Source organism: Cytobacillus oceanisediminis 2691 (assembly GCF_007678455.1).
GTDB classification, from domain to species: Bacteria; Bacillota; Bacilli; order Bacillales; family Cytobacillaceae; genus Mesobacillus; species Mesobacillus oceanisediminis_A.
In genome coordinates this window covers 38,715-53,088 of sequence record NZ_VEEP01000001.1, presented here as the reverse complement: position 1 = coordinate 53,088, position 14,374 = coordinate 38,715, and the positions used below count along the sequence as shown (strand labels likewise).

Here is a 14,374-nt window from a genome sequence, read left to right as displayed (position 1 = left end):
GCCCCTTTTCGCTGTTTTTTTCCCTTAAGTACCCAGAGTTCATCTAATGGCCGAATATACAGGTAAATATTAAAAAACCCTGTAAACAAAGGCGTCCAACATTTTCTGAGGAAGTTCCGCACTCAACTCCATATAATATTATCAACTCCTCATAAGGAGGATTGACAATGAACAAAACGGATTATGACCGCGCACTATATTACACGCATCGGTCCCAATGGGATAACCTGCTCATCCTGATGGTCAGGACCGAGGATCAATTCCTGGCTAAGAAAATTGAGCATTTTCTCCACGCTTATAACTTTGAAAAAGATTATACCGTCATTGAAAAAAGCCTGTATTCACTGCTAAGATACATCGACCACGCAAATGAAGCCGCCGGCGACGACTGCCTGGAAACCGCTGTAACCGGCTCGATTTAAACTGAGAATTCCACCAAAAAATAACACGGCCACCTATATTAAGGTGCCGTGTTTGTTCTTTTTTATGCTGTTATCCATCAGGAAGTTTCTGCTAGGCCGAAGGAGGTTCCTGATCCACAAGGCGATTCCTGACTGCATACAAAGCCGCCTGGGTACGGTCTGCCAGTTCCAATTTTGCCAGGACATTGGATACATGGGTCTTTACAGTTTTTTCTGTAATATATAAGGCAGCTGCGATTTCTTTGTTGCTTTTTCCGCTGGCTATTTCCTTCAGCACCTCAAGCTCCCGTTTGGTCAGCTCATCAAGCGGTCTTCTAATAGTTCGGTTATTGCCGGAAAGATGCTTCAAAACGAGTGAAGTTGCTTTTGGATGCAGCTGGCTTTCGCCTTCCACCATCCTGATGATCGACTTGACGAGTTCATCCGGCTGAATGTCTTTTAGCTGATATCCCGATGCTCCAGCCTCGATTGCAGGTATGACATGTTCCTGGTCGGAATAGCTGGTCAGCATCATGATCTTAATATCAGGATTTTTTGCTTTAATGATTTTTGTCGCCTCAATACCGTTCAGTTCAGGCATGATTAAATCCATTAGGATAATATCAGGATTCAGTTTCTCCGCAAGCTCAACTGCTTCCTTCCCATTACCTGCCTCCCCAATGATTTCAAGCTGCTCCTGTGTCCTTAGGAAGAAAGCCAGGCCTCTCCTGACGACATGATGGTCATCTGCAATCAGCACTTTAATTGCCATTCACGGTTCCTCCTTTTAAATAGGAATCCTTATGATAACAGAGGTTCCTTCCCCATGTTTACTTTTGATTTCAACCAGGCCTCCAAGTGAAGAAGCACGAGTTTGCATACTTTTCAAACCAAGTGAAGGCAGCTCTTTTTCCGGATCGAAATTAAAACCGCATCCATCATCCTTGATCCTCATTTCCACCAGTTCGGTTGCCGTGTTAAGCGACAATTCAACTTGATTAGTCCCAGCATGTTTTTTGCAGTTGGCCAAGGCTTCCTGACCAATTCTCCAGAGTGCTTCTTCCACTTTTCCTGGCAGACTTGCAACTCCCGATACTGTTGTGTCCAAACTTAAATCCAGCATCTCTGCATAACCGGCTAGCGCGCATATGATTCCGTTCTCTAGGCCGCGGGGACGCAGTTGCCAGATCAGCGCCCGCATTTCCCCCTGTGCTTCCTGAGCCAGGTCCTGTATGTATGAAAAAGTCTCTTTCAGTTCGGTGGTACCCGCCATTTCAATGCCAGCCCTTGCCGTCAGGCTTAAAGAAAAAAGAAGCTGGTTCACCGAATCATGCAGATCCCTTGCCAGCCGGTTACGCTCAGCTGCCAGCGCAAGCTCCTGCTCCTGCTGAGCAAGTTTTATTCGTTTTATGGCAGTACCGATTTGGAATGCGACCGCTTCAAGCAAGGCAAGCTCTTCTTTTTTAAAATGTGTTTTATGAGGCGAGCCGACGTTCATAACCCCGAACTTCTCATCTCCCGCCCGCAATGGAACCGTCGCATGATGCGTCAATCCATTCGTATCGCCTGTTTTATTATTGATCGCATCTTCAAGCCTTTTACATTCAAATATATTCGTTGCTTTATTCAGTCTTCCATCATTATAGCGGTCCACACACCAGCAGCCGCCCTCGCACATTGGCATGAAATCATTCCGGGATAATGCAGGCGGCAGGTTGGACTTTGCAGCCAGCTGATATTCACCCTGTCCGTCAATTAGAAATATCCAGCCCGTCTCCAAGCCGGTAATATGTAAAAGCCTGCTTAGAACCTCCGCCAGGACACGATTAAGCTCTGTCCCCTCGTTCAGTACTTCTGCAATTTCCTTCAGAATGCCGACATTAGAATCAGCTTTATTTCCTGACATGCAAATCCCCCCGTTTCTATTTATTATATCTCTATTCGGAAAATGGCGCTTTCTAAAAAAGTCTGAAACTCACTCAGACAAAAGTCGTAAAAGCAAAAAAATCCGAAGAGAGACTCCTCTCTTCGGATTGGTTTTAATTTTAAGCAATCGGATAATTCTGTACCAGTAGATGGATGACGATTTCATCGATCAGCATATGCTTCGGTGCTGAAGCCATATAGACGACAGCATTGGCAATGTCCTCCACTTTCAGCCAGTCGTTTTTTTCAGGAATATCCTGTTTGGAGTCTGCGAAATAGGTGTCAACCATTCCCGGGTTGATCGTGCCAACCCGGATTCCGTACTCCCTTACTTCCTGGTTTTTGCTGCTTCCATTTTCTCTTCTACAACCTGCATGAAATCCTGTTCGATTTTTTGGAGCTTCTGCTTGCTTTCTGCAAGACTCTTGTCATTCACACCAAAATAGAACTTGATTTTCGGCTCAGTTCCAGATGGGCGAAGGCACATCCAAGTGCCATCCTCAAGATAGTATTTGATGACGTTTGAAGAAGGAAGCTGGATCTTTTCTTCCTCGTTATTTTCATTCACTCTTACACCTGTTAAATAATCTTCCACTGCCGTTACTTTCAATTCACCCAGATTCTTAAGCGGTTCCTGGCGGAAGACCCCAAGTGTTTTCTGGATCAGCTCGGCTCCTTCTTTGCCTTTTAGCGTAAGGGAACGAAGCCCTTCCTGATAAAAACCATACTCTTCGAAAACACTTAACAGCGCATCGTACAAAGACATACCCTTCTTTTTATAATACGCACACACTTCAACCGCCAGCATTGCAGCCTGGACGGCGTCTTTATCACGGGCAAAGTCACCGATCAGATATCCGTAGCTTTCTTCATATCCGAACAGGAACTTATATTCTCCCGTCTCTTCATATTGTTTGATTTTTTCAGCAATGAACTTGAAGCCAGTAAGGACATCGAGGGTTTCAAGTCCGAAAGATGAAGCAATTTCACGTCCAAGTTCGGACGTCACGATTGTTTTTAACACGATTCCATTGGCCTGGAGAGTACCTTTTTCCTTTTTCTGTGTAAGAATATAGTGCAGCAGCAAGGCTCCTGTCTGATTCCCTGTGAGCACAGTATACTCGCCGTCAGCATCTTTGACAGCAATTCCAAGGCGGTCAGCATCAGGATCGGTTGCGATCAGCACATCAGCATCGATTTTCTTCCCTTCACGGATTGCCAGTTCAAATGCTGCATGCTCTTCAGGATTCGGACTTTTCACTGTCGAAAATTCAGGATCTGGAAGCTCCTGCTCCTTTACCACTACTACATTCTGGTACTTAAGATTCGTCAGTATATTTCGCACCGGCATATTGGCGGTTCCATGCAATGGGGTGAAAACCACTTTTATATTGGTTTCATCCGATAATGTAGGATTTTCGGAAATGGTCATCAGCTTTTCTAGATAAGCCCTGTCCACTTCTGGCCCAATCATCTTGATCAAGCCCTTTTCCTTCAGCTCCTGCTCATCCAGTACCTCGATTGACAATTCATTTTCAATTTCATTCACTTTGCCAATGACTTCGTCAGCACTGTCAGGCGGCAGCTGCCCACCGTCCGGACCATAGACCTTATATCCATTGTATTCAGGCGGATTATGGCTAGCTGTAATCACAATTCCTGCGTATGCATGCAAGTATCGGACAGCAAAAGACAGCTCCGGAGTCGGTCTCAACTCTTCAAATACATATGTCTGGATACCGCGCGTAGCTAAAGTCTTTGCAGCTTCCATCGCGAATTCCGGTGATTTATGGCGGGAATCATAAGCGATCGCGACACCGCGCTGCTTCGCCTCAGCCCCATGTTCTTCTATGTATGCCGCCAGTCCAGCCGACGCTTTGCGCACAGTGTATATGTTCATACGATTGGTCCCGGCCCCAATTTCCCCGCGCATACCGCCAGTCCCAAACTCAAGATTTTTATAAAATACTTCCTCTAAATGCTTCTCGTTTTTCTTTAATGAATCAAGTTCGGTTTTAAGCTCCGGATCCAATCCAGCAAAACCAAGCCACTTGTCAGCATTCATCTTCCAATCCATCGAATGACCTCCCGAAAAAATAAGATTTAAATCTTACAGCTAATTATAAAACAAGATAGGGCATCTTAGATAACTTTTGTGACAACTTGTTAAATTGTTTTGGAATTATTTCTTAGAATTCCACTTGGATATAGGCGATCTCGTTCTGTTTTCTGTATTCAGGTTTCCTAGACGTTATATTGGTGATACGTTTTTTCTGTTACTGGGATTTTAGAGCACCGTTATTGGTGACACGATTATCCATTTTATGGAGGTTCGTTGATCCAATAGGGCTTATTGGTGACATTATTATCCATATAATGGATTTTAGTTGCTCCAATAGGGCGTATTGGTAATGCGATTATCCATTTTATGGAGTTTCGGTGCTCCAAAAGAGCGTATTGGTAATGCGATTATCCATTTTATGGAGTTTCGGTGCTCCAATAGGGCGTATTGGTGACACTATTATCCATATTATGGATTTTGTTGCTCCAATAGGGTTTATTGGTGACACGATTTTCCATTTTATGGAGATTCGTTGATCCAATAGGGCTTATTGGTAATGCGATTATCCATTTTATGGAGTTTCGGTGCTCCAAAAGAGCGTATTGGTAATGCGATTATCCATTTTATGGAGTTTCGGTGCTCCAATAGGGCGTATTGGTGACACTATTATCCATATTATGGATTTCGTTGCTCCAATAGGGTTTATTGGTGACACGATTTTCCATTTTATGGAGATTCGTTGATCCAATAGGGCTTATTGGTAATGCGATTATCCATTTTATGGAGTTTCGGTGCTCCAATAGGGCGTATTGGTGACCTGATTATCCATATTTTGGATTTCTGTTGCTCCAATAGTGCGTATTGGAGACCTGTTTTTCTAGTTTCTGGATTTTTAAGACATCAAGAACCCTTATTGATGGCCTGAGAAATCCAGACACCAAGACCGCTTATTGGTGACCTATTTTTTCAGTTTCTGGATTTCAGGTCACCAATCCGCTCTATTGGTGACCTATTTTTCTTGTTTCTGGCTTTTCAGAGCACCAAGACGCTTTATTGGTGACTCCCAGTTACTTGATTTTCCAAGGTGTAAAATGCAAATAAAGGATGATTACCGGGATACTGCCCCAATCCCATGGAAAAGCACCTGAGGAATTATGTGTTTTTCCCCAGGTGCTGCAGCATGGCCAGCTTCTACTTCTTATATTTAATCCTGTATATATCGTGCCTGCGGTCTTTCAGCTGCCTTACTGTTCCGTCCTGGCGCTGGCGGCGGAGGATTTCGAGGTCGACATCCCCAATCATCACCATTTCGATGTTCGGGTTCGTTTCGCCGACGATCCCGTCCCTTGCAAATTCAAAGTCGGATGGCGCAAAAATCCCGGATTGGGCATATTGGATATCCATGTTTTCTGTTTGCGGCAGGTTCCCGACAGTTCCGGAAATGACTGTGTAGACCTGGTTTTCGACCGCTCTGGCCTGGGCACAGTAACGGACACGAAGGTATCCCTGGCGATCTTCTGTACAGAATGGAGTGAAGATAATTTTGGCCCCCATATCGGTGGCGATCCTTGCCAGCTCAGGAAACTCGATATCATAACAGATCTGGATTGCGATTTTGCCGCAGTCTGTATCGAAGACTTTCAACTCATCACCACGGCTGATGCCCCACCATCTTCGTTCATTCGGCGTAATATGGAGCTTATACTGCTTGTCGATTGTTCCATCGCGGCGGAACAGATAGGAAATATTATAAATTTCCTCATCTTCTTCTTTTACAAAATGGGAGCCTCCAATGATATTGACATTGTACCGTACCGCCAGATCTGTAAAAAGTTCAATATATTGTTCCGTGAATTCCGCCACTTTGCGGACAGCGAGCGACGGTGATTTTTCATTCATGAATGACATGAGCTGTGTTGTAAAGAGTTCCGGGAACACCGCAAAATCCGAACCGGCATCGGAAGCGACATCGGTAAAGTATTCAACCTGGTGTGCAAAGTCATCGAAGGATGAAATTTGCCTCATCATATATTGGACCACGCAAATGCGGACCGGGTTGCTTGTTTTAAAAAAGCGCTTCGATTTCGGATGGTAGTCGACATTATTCCATTCCATCAATGTTGCATATTTGTTTGACTGAAGATCGTCAGGCAAATAATTCGGATTGATCCTCATTAATATGAAGTCATTCCTTAGCTGGAATGAGAGAACAGGATCATAAATTTTATGCGATGCGACCTGCCTAACATATTCCCGAGGTGACATTTCTTCCGCATGCAGATGGTAATTCGGGATTCTGCCGCCGATGATGATACTCTTCAGGTTCATCTGCCGCGCGAGGTCTTTTCTTGCCTCATACAGACGGTAGCCCACCTTCATCCTCCTGAATTCAGGATGGGTCATTACCTCAATTCCATACAAATTATAGCCATCGGGGTTATGGTTGGTGATATACCCTTCATCCGTGATGTCGTCCCAACTGTGGCGGTCATCGTATTCGTCGAAGTTGATGATCAGGCTGGAACACGACCCGACCACCTTTCCGTCATATTCCGCCACGAACTGGCCTTCAGGGAAAATTTCAAGATGGCTTTCCAGCTGCTCACGTTTCCAGGGGTCCATCCCAGGAAAGCAGCTATTTTGCATTTTAATGATTTCTTCAATATCCTCTTGCTTTGTATTACGGATAATCATTCTTTTTTCAAATTTGGACAAATCCAGTTCAGTCATATATTGATGCACCCTTTCTTAATCGTCTTGCATATATGTAAAAAATCACTTCATCATATCCCTATACCCGCAATCAACAAAATATAATACTCTATATGTAGCTTCTCCTGATCTATTGGGAAAAATTATTTCACATAATGTTAATTGAAATATTTTATTACATTCCTTAAGATGTAATGAGAGATAGTTGTTTCTTTTATAGAGAATGTTTAAATAGAAATTACATAGCTTAGGGGAGATTAGCTTGGAAAAGCCTAAAAAAGATTCAAGGGAAACCTTATTATTTACAGCATGGGCCACATCCATCATTGCGATGTTTGGCAGTCTATATTTTTCGGAAATCCGTCAGTATGAGCCCTGCCTGCTATGCTGGTACCAGAGGATCCTGATGTATCCTTTTGCCTTGATTCTTGGGATAGCTGTTGTGAAGAAGGATTATAAGATCTCTTTTTATACAATGATCATGGCCGCTGTCGGAGGACTGATATCGCTTTACCATTATTCAATGCAAAAAGTTCCATTCATGGCGGATAATGCTGTTACCTGCGGAAGAGTGCCTTGTACAGGCCAGTACATCAACTGGTTGGGTTTTATCACCATCCCATTCCTGGCTTTGACCGCATTCATCATTATTTTTTCTGTAAGCCTGGTTATTTGGAAGAAATCGAAGGAGGAAGCTTAAGTTGAAAAAGGTTATCATTTTTTTGGTTATTATCATAGGATTGTTCGCAGCTTTATTCTTTGTCAATAAAGCGCAAAATGAGGAAAAATCTGAAGGCAATCCATATGGCAAGGATACGCTTCATCCCGAAACCGTCAAACAGCTGGATGACCCAAATTATCAAAACATCATCCTGCCTGATGAACTTGATAAGAAGCTTGAAGCTGGAGAAGATGTTACGGTTTATTTTTTCAGCCCAACATGCCCTCACTGCGTCCGTACAACACCAGTGGTCGCACCTCTGGCAAAGGATATGGATGTTGATTTAGTACAATACAACCTTCTCGAATTCGAACAAGGCTGGAATGATTACGGAATCGAATCGACTCCAACCATTGTCCAATACAAGGATGGAAAAGAAGTTAACCGGATCGTCGGCTATCAGGAAGAAGCCACTTTTAAAGATTGGTTCAATGAGTACACTCTGAAATAACGAAAAACGCCTGCGATTCGCAGGCGTTTTCTTCTTATAACAAGAGTCTGTTGGCAGCTTTGGCATAAGTACTGATATACTCTAGATGGACATGTTTTGATTCAGAGAACTGACTGTAATTGAAAGGGAAGCAAATTCCGTAGTCCGTCAAGATCTGGACATTTTTACGGAACATGGACTGATATTTTTCGGGAATATGGCCAGACTCCAGGATCGAGATCAACGTCTGCATACTTGTAATGACCTGGAAAGCGTCTCCGAGTGTACTGAATCTCTCGAACTGTTCCGGCCTTGTATGTAACACTTCCAGCCTTTCGAATTCATGTATGTCTTCATCCGTGAAGTATAATGGAAAAATATCAGAGTAAAAATAATTCGCAAGCTCTACCACTTTTTCTTCCTGTCCGGGTGTAGACGCATAAACAATTTTCAATGATCGACCCACCTTTTTAACCCTTTGTAATCTAATCGTAATATATATTCCTAGAATAACATATCCATTCCAATTAACTGGGTGGTAATTATGCCCATGCAGGCGGTAAAAGTTGACAAAACCTAAGGTAAAATGGAATCTTATTTTACATACACAAATAAGGAGATTATGATGATTCAGACAAACAATAAAGGCAACTGGTTTGAAATCACGGTTCCCGGAGAATGGGAAAAATACACACTCGAAACTCTTTTCAAGGACTTTTGGAAGGCACCGAAAAAGCTGGTCCATACCTTCCGGATGGAAAAGAGCGTCTTACTAAATGGACAGGTGCCTGATTGGACACTCCCTCTGAGTAAGAATGAGCGACTAAGCCTCAAGCTTTTTACTGAGGAAGAATCGACTTTCATCCCCCAGTATTTGAATGTTGACATCATTTATGAAGATGATCACCTAATTGTCTTCAATAAGCCCGCGGGAATGGACACCCATCCAAATGCAGATGGTCAGACCGGCACACTTGCTAACGCTGCTGCATTCCATATGCAGGCAAGTGGCGAGGTCAACCGACCGCGCCATATTCATAGACTTGACAGGGATACCACTGGTGCTGTCCTTTTTGCGAAAAATCCCCTGATTGCCGCCATCCTTGATAAGATGCTTGAGGAACATTCAATCAAAAGAACCTATTTGGCACTGGCAGATGGAATCATCAGGCAGAAAAAAGGAACAATTGATAAACCAATTGGGCGAGACCGCCACCACCCAACTAGAAGGCGTGTATCCGATACAGGCCAGCAAGCGATTACCCATTATAAAGTTTTGGAAAAACTTAAACAGAGAGACCTTACCCTCATCCAGTGTTCATTGGATACAGGCCGAACCCATCAAATCCGTGTCCACTTCAGCTCCATTGGACACCCGCTGGCTGGAGACGAGCTGTATGGGGGAAGTGATGCCTTCCACCGGCAGGCGCTGCATGCAGTAAAGATGGAATTCACCCACCCGTTTACACAGGAAAAAATAATATGTCATGCTCCTTTTATCGACGAGGAACCGATTTTTATTAATATTGATCCATATGAAATTTGATATTTTGGTGGCAACAAAGAACGACTTTGATCGCTACCTACTCCACACAAAAAAGCCCTTCCGATTTCGGAAGGGCTCATTTACCTTTTATTAGTCAGCTCTGCGCATGCTCTTCATTACAAGGCTGACGATGAATACTAGTGCGATGGCACCGATCAACGCTGGAACAATCGCAAAGTCAGCTACTACAGGTCCCCAGTCACCCAGGATTGCTTGTCCAATCCAAGCACCTACAAAACCTGCGATGATGTTACCAATGACTCCGCCTGGAATATCTCTTCCAAGGATTAGTCCTGCTATCCATCCAATAATACCACCGATAATTAATGCCCAAAGAAAACTTAACATAATTGTTCTTCCTCCTTATGATGTGAATGTAATGTAAAGTAGTAGTGCCAGGTGTTCATGCACCCATTTTTCATGCTGCAGTGTTTTTAAAATCAGGCTGTGCTGGTGAAGATTGCTTCCCGGGAGCTTACCAGCTTGCTCTAATTTTATTTTACCTCTTTAACAGTGATGTTAAACATGAGATTCTGCAGCAGACAAGCAGTAAATCTAAGATGTTGAATCATGTTGTCTTCTGCTTGTACACCTACATTACCACCCTCCGATTGTTTTAAAACCTTCAATTTCCAAATCCTATTTAAAACTTTTCGTTGGGTTTTATCTCTGTTTTTAGTGTATCCATTTTAGAAAATAAAAAACGGACTGATAAAAATTCAGTCCGCTTTTAGCTTATATTAAAAATCGATGTGGTCAGGATCAGCTCCAAACCGCTGATCTTTGTTGAGGCCATCAATCTCTGCCATTTCTTGTTGACTAAGCTTGAAATCGAATACCTCCGCATTTTCTTTCAGCCTTGACGTCGTGACCGATTTGGGGATCGGAATAATTTCATGCTGCAGGTGCCACCTTAAAATAACCTGAGCGGGGGTCTTTCCATGACGGTCGGAGATGCTTCCCAATACAGGTTCATCCAGGAATCTTCCCCTGGATAATGGCGACCATGCTTCCACCTTAATTTCATTTTGACGGCAGAAATTCCGAAGTTCCGTCTGCGCCAGCAGTGGATGAAGCTCAACTTGATTGATTACTGGCCTTTCAACACAGTGGCTTAGGAGATCCTGCAAATGATGTATCTTAAAATTGCTGACACCAATAGCCTTTACCCTGCCCTCCTTATAAAGTTTTTCGAGCGCACGCCATGTTTGCAAATACATTCCTTTTACTGGCCAGTGTACCAGATACAAATCCAGATACTCCAGGCCCAGCCTCTCCATACTTTCATCAAATGCTCGCAACGTATTGTCATATCCCTGTTCAGAATTCCAGACCTTCGTGGTAATGAACAATTCTTCTCTTGGGATGCTGCTGTTCCGGATGGCTCTTCCTACACCGTCTTCATTTTGGTAAAAAGAAGCTGTATCAATCAGCCGGTATCCGTAATCCAGTGCTGAATGAATCGTTTCTTCGATTTGTGTCCCTTCCTCTACTTTGTATACACCAAGACCCAGTACAGGCATTTCCACTCCATTATGTAATTTGACTTTGTCAAAAATGCTCTTCATGAAACCCCCTCCTTTTTATCCATTTTATCCCTCATCAAAATGGATTACAAATCAAAGCGGCTGCCGAAAAGCAGCCGCTAAATCTATATAAACGGCTCAATGGCCGAAATCTTCATCTTCTCTCAATATCTAATTTCCCGGCTAAAATTTGTCCTAAACAGCCGGACAAATCACTTTTGAAAAATGGGCTTTTCCCCCTGAAAAAATGTTTAGAGGATGATTAAACAAGGAAATCATCATTAATCCTTTGTTAAGATTGTAAAAAAAGAAACATGTTCTTTATTAAATTCATGTAATTTTTTCGCAAACATCTTCTTATTTCGACATCTTTAAGCTAAAATAGATTTCGCTTCAAAAATTTATTTTGGATAATAGTGGGGGGACCATAATGGTTTTCAGAAAAAAGGACAAGTTTGCAATCTTGCTTACGGATATTTCCGTGAATCTGAAAGAAAGCAGTGAATATTTTGCTGATTATAAACTCAACAATGCCAGCGATCTAAAAATCTTCACTGAAAAAATGAAGGATATGGAGACGAAAGGTGATAATTACATCCATGAAGTCATCATGGAACTGAATAATGCGTTCATCACTCCTATCGAAAGAGAAGACATTCTTGCCCTCTCTATGTCAATGGATGATGTTCTTGATGGGATGGAACAATGCGCGAACCTGTTTGATATGTATTCGATCACGAAAGCAGATGAATTCATGATGCAGTTCGTAGCAGCCATCAAGAGTGCTGCATTTGAAATTGAACAAGCCGTTCAGCTGTTGACAACAAAAAAACTTAAACAAATAAGAGAACATGCCATTCGCATTAAGGATCTTGAATCAAAATGTGACGGCGTCCTTCGCCAGTCCATTAAACACCTATTCTCGGTGGAAAAAGATCCAATCAGAATCATTCAGTACAAGGAAATATATGAAGGCCTTGAAGAGATCGCAGACAGCTGTCAGGATGTTGCAAACACTCTTGAAAGCATCGTTATGAAAAACGCGTAAGGAGCCTGAAAAATGGATGTAGTTTTTATAGTAACAGTATTGATTGTTATCGGGGCTCTTGCATTTGACTTCATCAATGGTTTTCACGACACAGCAAATGCGATCGCCACTTCCGTATCAACGAAAGCCCTTAAGCCTCGCCATGCGATTCTACTGGCTGCCATCATGAACTTTGTCGGCGCCATGACTTTTACTGGTGTAGCCAAAACAATTACAAAGGATATTGTTGATCCTTTCACACTTGAAAATGGATCAATCGTGATTTTAGCTGCTTTGATTGCCGCGATTTTCTGGAATCTGTTGACATGGTACTATGGGATCCCGAGCAGTTCTTCGCATGCAATTATCGGTTCTATTGCTGGTGCGGCGATTGCAGCATCTGGATTTAGTGCATTGAATTATGGTGGATTCCTGAAAATTCTTCAGGCGTTGATTATTTCACCACTTTTAGCCTTTGCAATTGGATTTATAGTTTATAGTATTTTTAAAGTCTTGTTTAGGAATAACAATCTTGCAAAGACGAACCGTAATTTCCGTTATTTCCAGGTTGCAACAGCAGCATTGCAGTCATTTACACACGGAACGAATGATGCGCAAAAGGCTATGGGTATCATCACAATGGCCTTGATTGCAAACAACTACCTGACTACAAATGATATCCCGCTATGGGTACAGTTCTCCTGTGCGCTAGCCATGGGTCTTGGTACCTCAATCGGTGGCTGGAAGATCATTAAGACAGTCGGCGGAAATATCATGAAAATCCGTCCAGTGAACGGCGTAGCAGCTGATTTGACAGGTGCGCTGATTATATTTGGAGCGACTTATATCCACTTGCCAGTTAGTACAACCCATGTCATTTCATCTTCCATTCTTGGAGTGGGAACTGCACATAGGGTAAAGGGCGTTAAATGGACTACAGCACAGCGCATGATTATTACATGGGTTATTACCCTGCCAATTTCGGCTACTGTAGCAGCTATCTCGTACTTTATCTTAAATGCTATCTTTTAATGAGTTTCTGTGTTGATGAAAAAAGCCCAGGGCAACTGCCCTGGGCTTCTTATTTAGGTCATTATTTAATGCTGTCGATAGCGCCGATCAGCCTTTTCTCAATATCTGACGCGATGGCTTGCAAGTCCTCATTTTCAACAAGTTTAATTAACTCTGTTGGTTTCGGAAGCCCCACCTTGGTTGCACCGTTTTCTTTATAAACAACAATTTTACATGGAAGGAAATAACTCACGAGCGGATTTTTCTCCAGCACTCTTTTGGCTTCATGTGGATTGCATACTTCAAGGATAATATAGTCTCCGTCAAGCTCTACACCTTTACCAGCCAGTGTTTCCTTCATATTCAGAGACCAAAGGACTCCAAACTTCTCATTTTTCAGGCTTGCTTCAAGTGCCGATACCGCTTCATTCAATGACTTGTCCACTTCAATTGTATGATGGAACATACTTCATCTCTCCTTTCGATTTTAAAATACCTTAAAACACTAGCAGATAAACCACTATAGGTATTATATACATTGTGCCATAGTAAAAAACCGCCGTACAATTTTTTGCATACCGGCGGTAAATAACTTTCTCGTAATCCATTTACATTATGACCTTTCCTGCAGTTCGGAAATCTCCACGGTTGTTCTCTCTTCCAGTGGTCCCCGCAGATGAACAGTCGCGGTCCGTCCATCTTCATTTAAATGATCAATCCAGACAGATGCACCATTATAGACGACATCGATTTCTGCAGATGACGATAAAATTTGCTTTACGCGGTTCAAATCCATTTCCCTACCTCCACAATCCATTTTCTCCACTATTTTAGCTAGAAGCTTTAGTTTTTATGCGGAACATTTAAAGAAACTTTGCATTCGTTGTAACTCAATTCTAATGTTATTTTAGGTCAATCGTCTTCGTAAGCAACGATAAGTACGCTTGAAAATATCCTAATCCTCCTGCCACTAAAATGCCCGTTTGCGTTAAAATAGAAGAAAAGTCTGAAA

Annotated in this window: 15 protein-coding genes and 1 pseudogene; 6 read left to right on the top strand and 10 right to left on the bottom strand. The window is 42.6% G+C overall.

The window, feature by feature from the left end:
- The first annotated feature begins 167 nt into the window (after positions 1 to 167).
- Complete coding sequence (locus tag FS736_RS00340; RefSeq protein ID WP_144474365.1) at positions 168 to 422, top strand: YhdB family protein; 255 nt, start codon at positions 168 to 170, stop codon at positions 420 to 422.
- Positions 423 to 513: 91 nt separating this feature from the next.
- Here the strand turns inward: FS736_RS00340 and FS736_RS00335 are convergent, their stop codons facing one another.
- The 5 genes and pseudogenes from FS736_RS00335 to FS736_RS00315 all read right to left on the bottom strand — a co-directional run bounded on the left by FS736_RS00335 (position 514) and on the right by FS736_RS00315 (position 7,119).
- A complete protein-coding gene (locus FS736_RS00335) occupies positions 514 to 1,173 on the bottom strand; it encodes a response regulator (protein ID WP_144474363.1) in 660 nt (219 codons plus the stop codon).
- Positions 1,174 to 1,188: 15 nt separating this feature from the next.
- Positions 1,189 to 2,307 (bottom strand): GAF domain-containing sensor histidine kinase, encoded by a 1,119-nt coding sequence (locus FS736_RS00330; protein WP_144474361.1) that lies wholly within the window; start codon positions 2,305 to 2,307, stop codon positions 1,189 to 1,191.
- A 139-nt stretch (positions 2,308 to 2,446) separates the two neighbouring features.
- A pseudogene (locus tag FS736_RS00325) lies at positions 2,447 to 2,665 on the bottom strand (SDR family oxidoreductase); the annotation flags it as partial.
- The gene (locus FS736_RS00320; RefSeq protein WP_144474359.1) at positions 2,656 to 4,404 is read right to left on the bottom strand and encodes a phospho-sugar mutase; all 1,749 of its coding nucleotides are present in this window, start codon (positions 4,402 to 4,404) and stop codon (positions 2,656 to 2,658) included. The pseudogene FS736_RS00325 and the gene FS736_RS00320, both read right to left, overlap by 10 nt.
- A 1,176-nt stretch (positions 4,405 to 5,580) precedes the next feature.
- Complete coding sequence (locus tag FS736_RS00315; protein ID WP_144474357.1) at positions 5,581 to 7,119, bottom strand: bifunctional GNAT family N-acetyltransferase/carbon-nitrogen hydrolase family protein; 1,539 nt, start codon at positions 7,117 to 7,119, stop codon at positions 5,581 to 5,583.
- 244 nt (positions 7,120 to 7,363) lie between these two features.
- Between FS736_RS00315 and FS736_RS00310 the strand changes: the two genes are divergently transcribed.
- Positions 7,364 to 7,801, top strand: coding sequence for a disulfide oxidoreductase (locus FS736_RS00310; RefSeq protein ID WP_144474355.1), 438 nt, complete (start codon positions 7,364 to 7,366; stop codon positions 7,799 to 7,801).
- A 1-nt stretch (position 7,802) separates the two neighbouring features.
- Positions 7,803 to 8,273, top strand: a complete 471-nt coding sequence (locus FS736_RS00305; protein WP_144474353.1) for a thioredoxin family protein — start codon at positions 7,803 to 7,805, stop codon at positions 8,271 to 8,273.
- A 34-nt stretch (positions 8,274 to 8,307) separates the two neighbouring features.
- On the opposite strand, the gene FS736_RS00300 is transcribed toward FS736_RS00305, so the two are convergent.
- On the bottom strand, positions 8,308 to 8,706 hold the full coding sequence (locus FS736_RS00300) for a YhcU family protein (protein ID WP_144474351.1): 399 nt from the start codon (positions 8,704 to 8,706) through the stop codon (positions 8,308 to 8,310).
- 171 nt (positions 8,707 to 8,877) lie between these two features.
- Here FS736_RS00300 and FS736_RS00295 point away from each other — a divergent pair, with 171 nt between their 5' ends.
- Entirely contained in the window at positions 8,878 to 9,798 is a 921-nt protein-coding gene (locus FS736_RS00295; RefSeq protein WP_144474966.1) for an RluA family pseudouridine synthase, read from the top strand.
- A gap of 90 nt (positions 9,799 to 9,888) precedes the next feature.
- Here FS736_RS00295 and FS736_RS00290 read toward each other — a convergent pair whose 3' ends face one another.
- Both FS736_RS00290 and FS736_RS00285 read right to left on the bottom strand, forming a co-directional pair.
- A complete protein-coding gene (locus FS736_RS00290) occupies positions 9,889 to 10,146 on the bottom strand; it encodes a GlsB/YeaQ/YmgE family stress response membrane protein (RefSeq protein ID WP_144474349.1) in 258 nt (85 codons plus the stop codon).
- Positions 10,147 to 10,538: 392 nt separating this feature from the next.
- Positions 10,539 to 11,366, bottom strand: coding sequence for an aldo/keto reductase (locus FS736_RS00285; protein ID WP_144474347.1), 828 nt, complete (start codon positions 11,364 to 11,366; stop codon positions 10,539 to 10,541).
- 388 nt (positions 11,367 to 11,754) lie between these two features.
- Here FS736_RS00285 and FS736_RS00280 point away from each other — a divergent pair, with 388 nt between their 5' ends.
- Together FS736_RS00280 and FS736_RS00275 are read left to right on the top strand one after the other, a co-directional pair.
- The gene (locus FS736_RS00280; protein ID WP_144474345.1) at positions 11,755 to 12,372 is read left to right on the top strand and encodes a DUF47 domain-containing protein; all 618 of its coding nucleotides are present in this window, start codon (positions 11,755 to 11,757) and stop codon (positions 12,370 to 12,372) included.
- 12 nt (positions 12,373 to 12,384) lie between these two features.
- Positions 12,385 to 13,383, top strand: a complete 999-nt coding sequence (locus FS736_RS00275; protein ID WP_144474343.1) for an inorganic phosphate transporter — start codon at positions 12,385 to 12,387, stop codon at positions 13,381 to 13,383.
- A gap of 61 nt (positions 13,384 to 13,444) precedes the next feature.
- Here FS736_RS00275 and FS736_RS00270 read toward each other — a convergent pair whose 3' ends face one another.
- Both FS736_RS00270 and FS736_RS00265 read right to left on the bottom strand, forming a co-directional pair.
- Positions 13,445 to 13,828 (bottom strand): DUF302 domain-containing protein, encoded by a 384-nt coding sequence (locus FS736_RS00270; protein ID WP_144474341.1) that lies wholly within the window; start codon positions 13,826 to 13,828, stop codon positions 13,445 to 13,447.
- A 147-nt stretch (positions 13,829 to 13,975) separates the two neighbouring features.
- Entirely contained in the window at positions 13,976 to 14,158 is a 183-nt protein-coding gene (locus tag FS736_RS00265) for an H-type small acid-soluble spore protein (RefSeq protein WP_144474339.1), read from the bottom strand.
- Positions 14,159 to 14,374: the final 216 nt, after the last annotated feature.

Coding starts and splice junctions, on each gene's coding strand:
- FS736_RS00340 (WP_144474365.1), top strand. CDS start 168: ATGAACAAAACGGATTATGACCGCGCACTATATTACACGCATCGGTCC.
- FS736_RS00335 (WP_144474363.1), bottom strand. CDS start 1,173: ATGGCAATTAAAGTGCTGATTGCAGATGACCATCATGTCGTCAGGAGA.
- FS736_RS00330 (WP_144474361.1), bottom strand. CDS start 2,307: ATGTCAGGAAATAAAGCTGATTCTAATGTCGGCATTCTGAAGGAAATT.
- FS736_RS00320 (WP_144474359.1), bottom strand. CDS start 4,404: ATGGATTGGAAGATGAATGCTGACAAGTGGCTTGGTTTTGCTGGATTG.
- FS736_RS00315 (WP_144474357.1), bottom strand. CDS start 7,119: ATGACTGAACTGGATTTGTCCAAATTTGAAAAAAGAATGATTATCCGT.
- FS736_RS00295 (WP_144474966.1), top strand. CDS start 8,878: ATGATTCAGACAAACAATAAAGGCAACTGGTTTGAAATCACGGTTCCC.
- FS736_RS00290 (WP_144474349.1), bottom strand. CDS start 10,146: ATGTTAAGTTTTCTTTGGGCATTAATTATCGGTGGTATTATTGGATGG.
- FS736_RS00285 (WP_144474347.1), bottom strand. CDS start 11,366: ATGAAGAGCATTTTTGACAAAGTCAAATTACATAATGGAGTGGAAATG.
- FS736_RS00280 (WP_144474345.1), top strand. CDS start 11,755: ATGGTTTTCAGAAAAAAGGACAAGTTTGCAATCTTGCTTACGGATATT.
- FS736_RS00275 (WP_144474343.1), top strand. CDS start 12,385: ATGGATGTAGTTTTTATAGTAACAGTATTGATTGTTATCGGGGCTCTT.
- FS736_RS00270 (WP_144474341.1), bottom strand. CDS start 13,828: ATGTTCCATCATACAATTGAAGTGGACAAGTCATTGAATGAAGCGGTA.
- FS736_RS00265 (WP_144474339.1), bottom strand. CDS start 14,158: ATGGATTTGAACCGCGTAAAGCAAATTTTATCGTCATCTGCAGAAATC.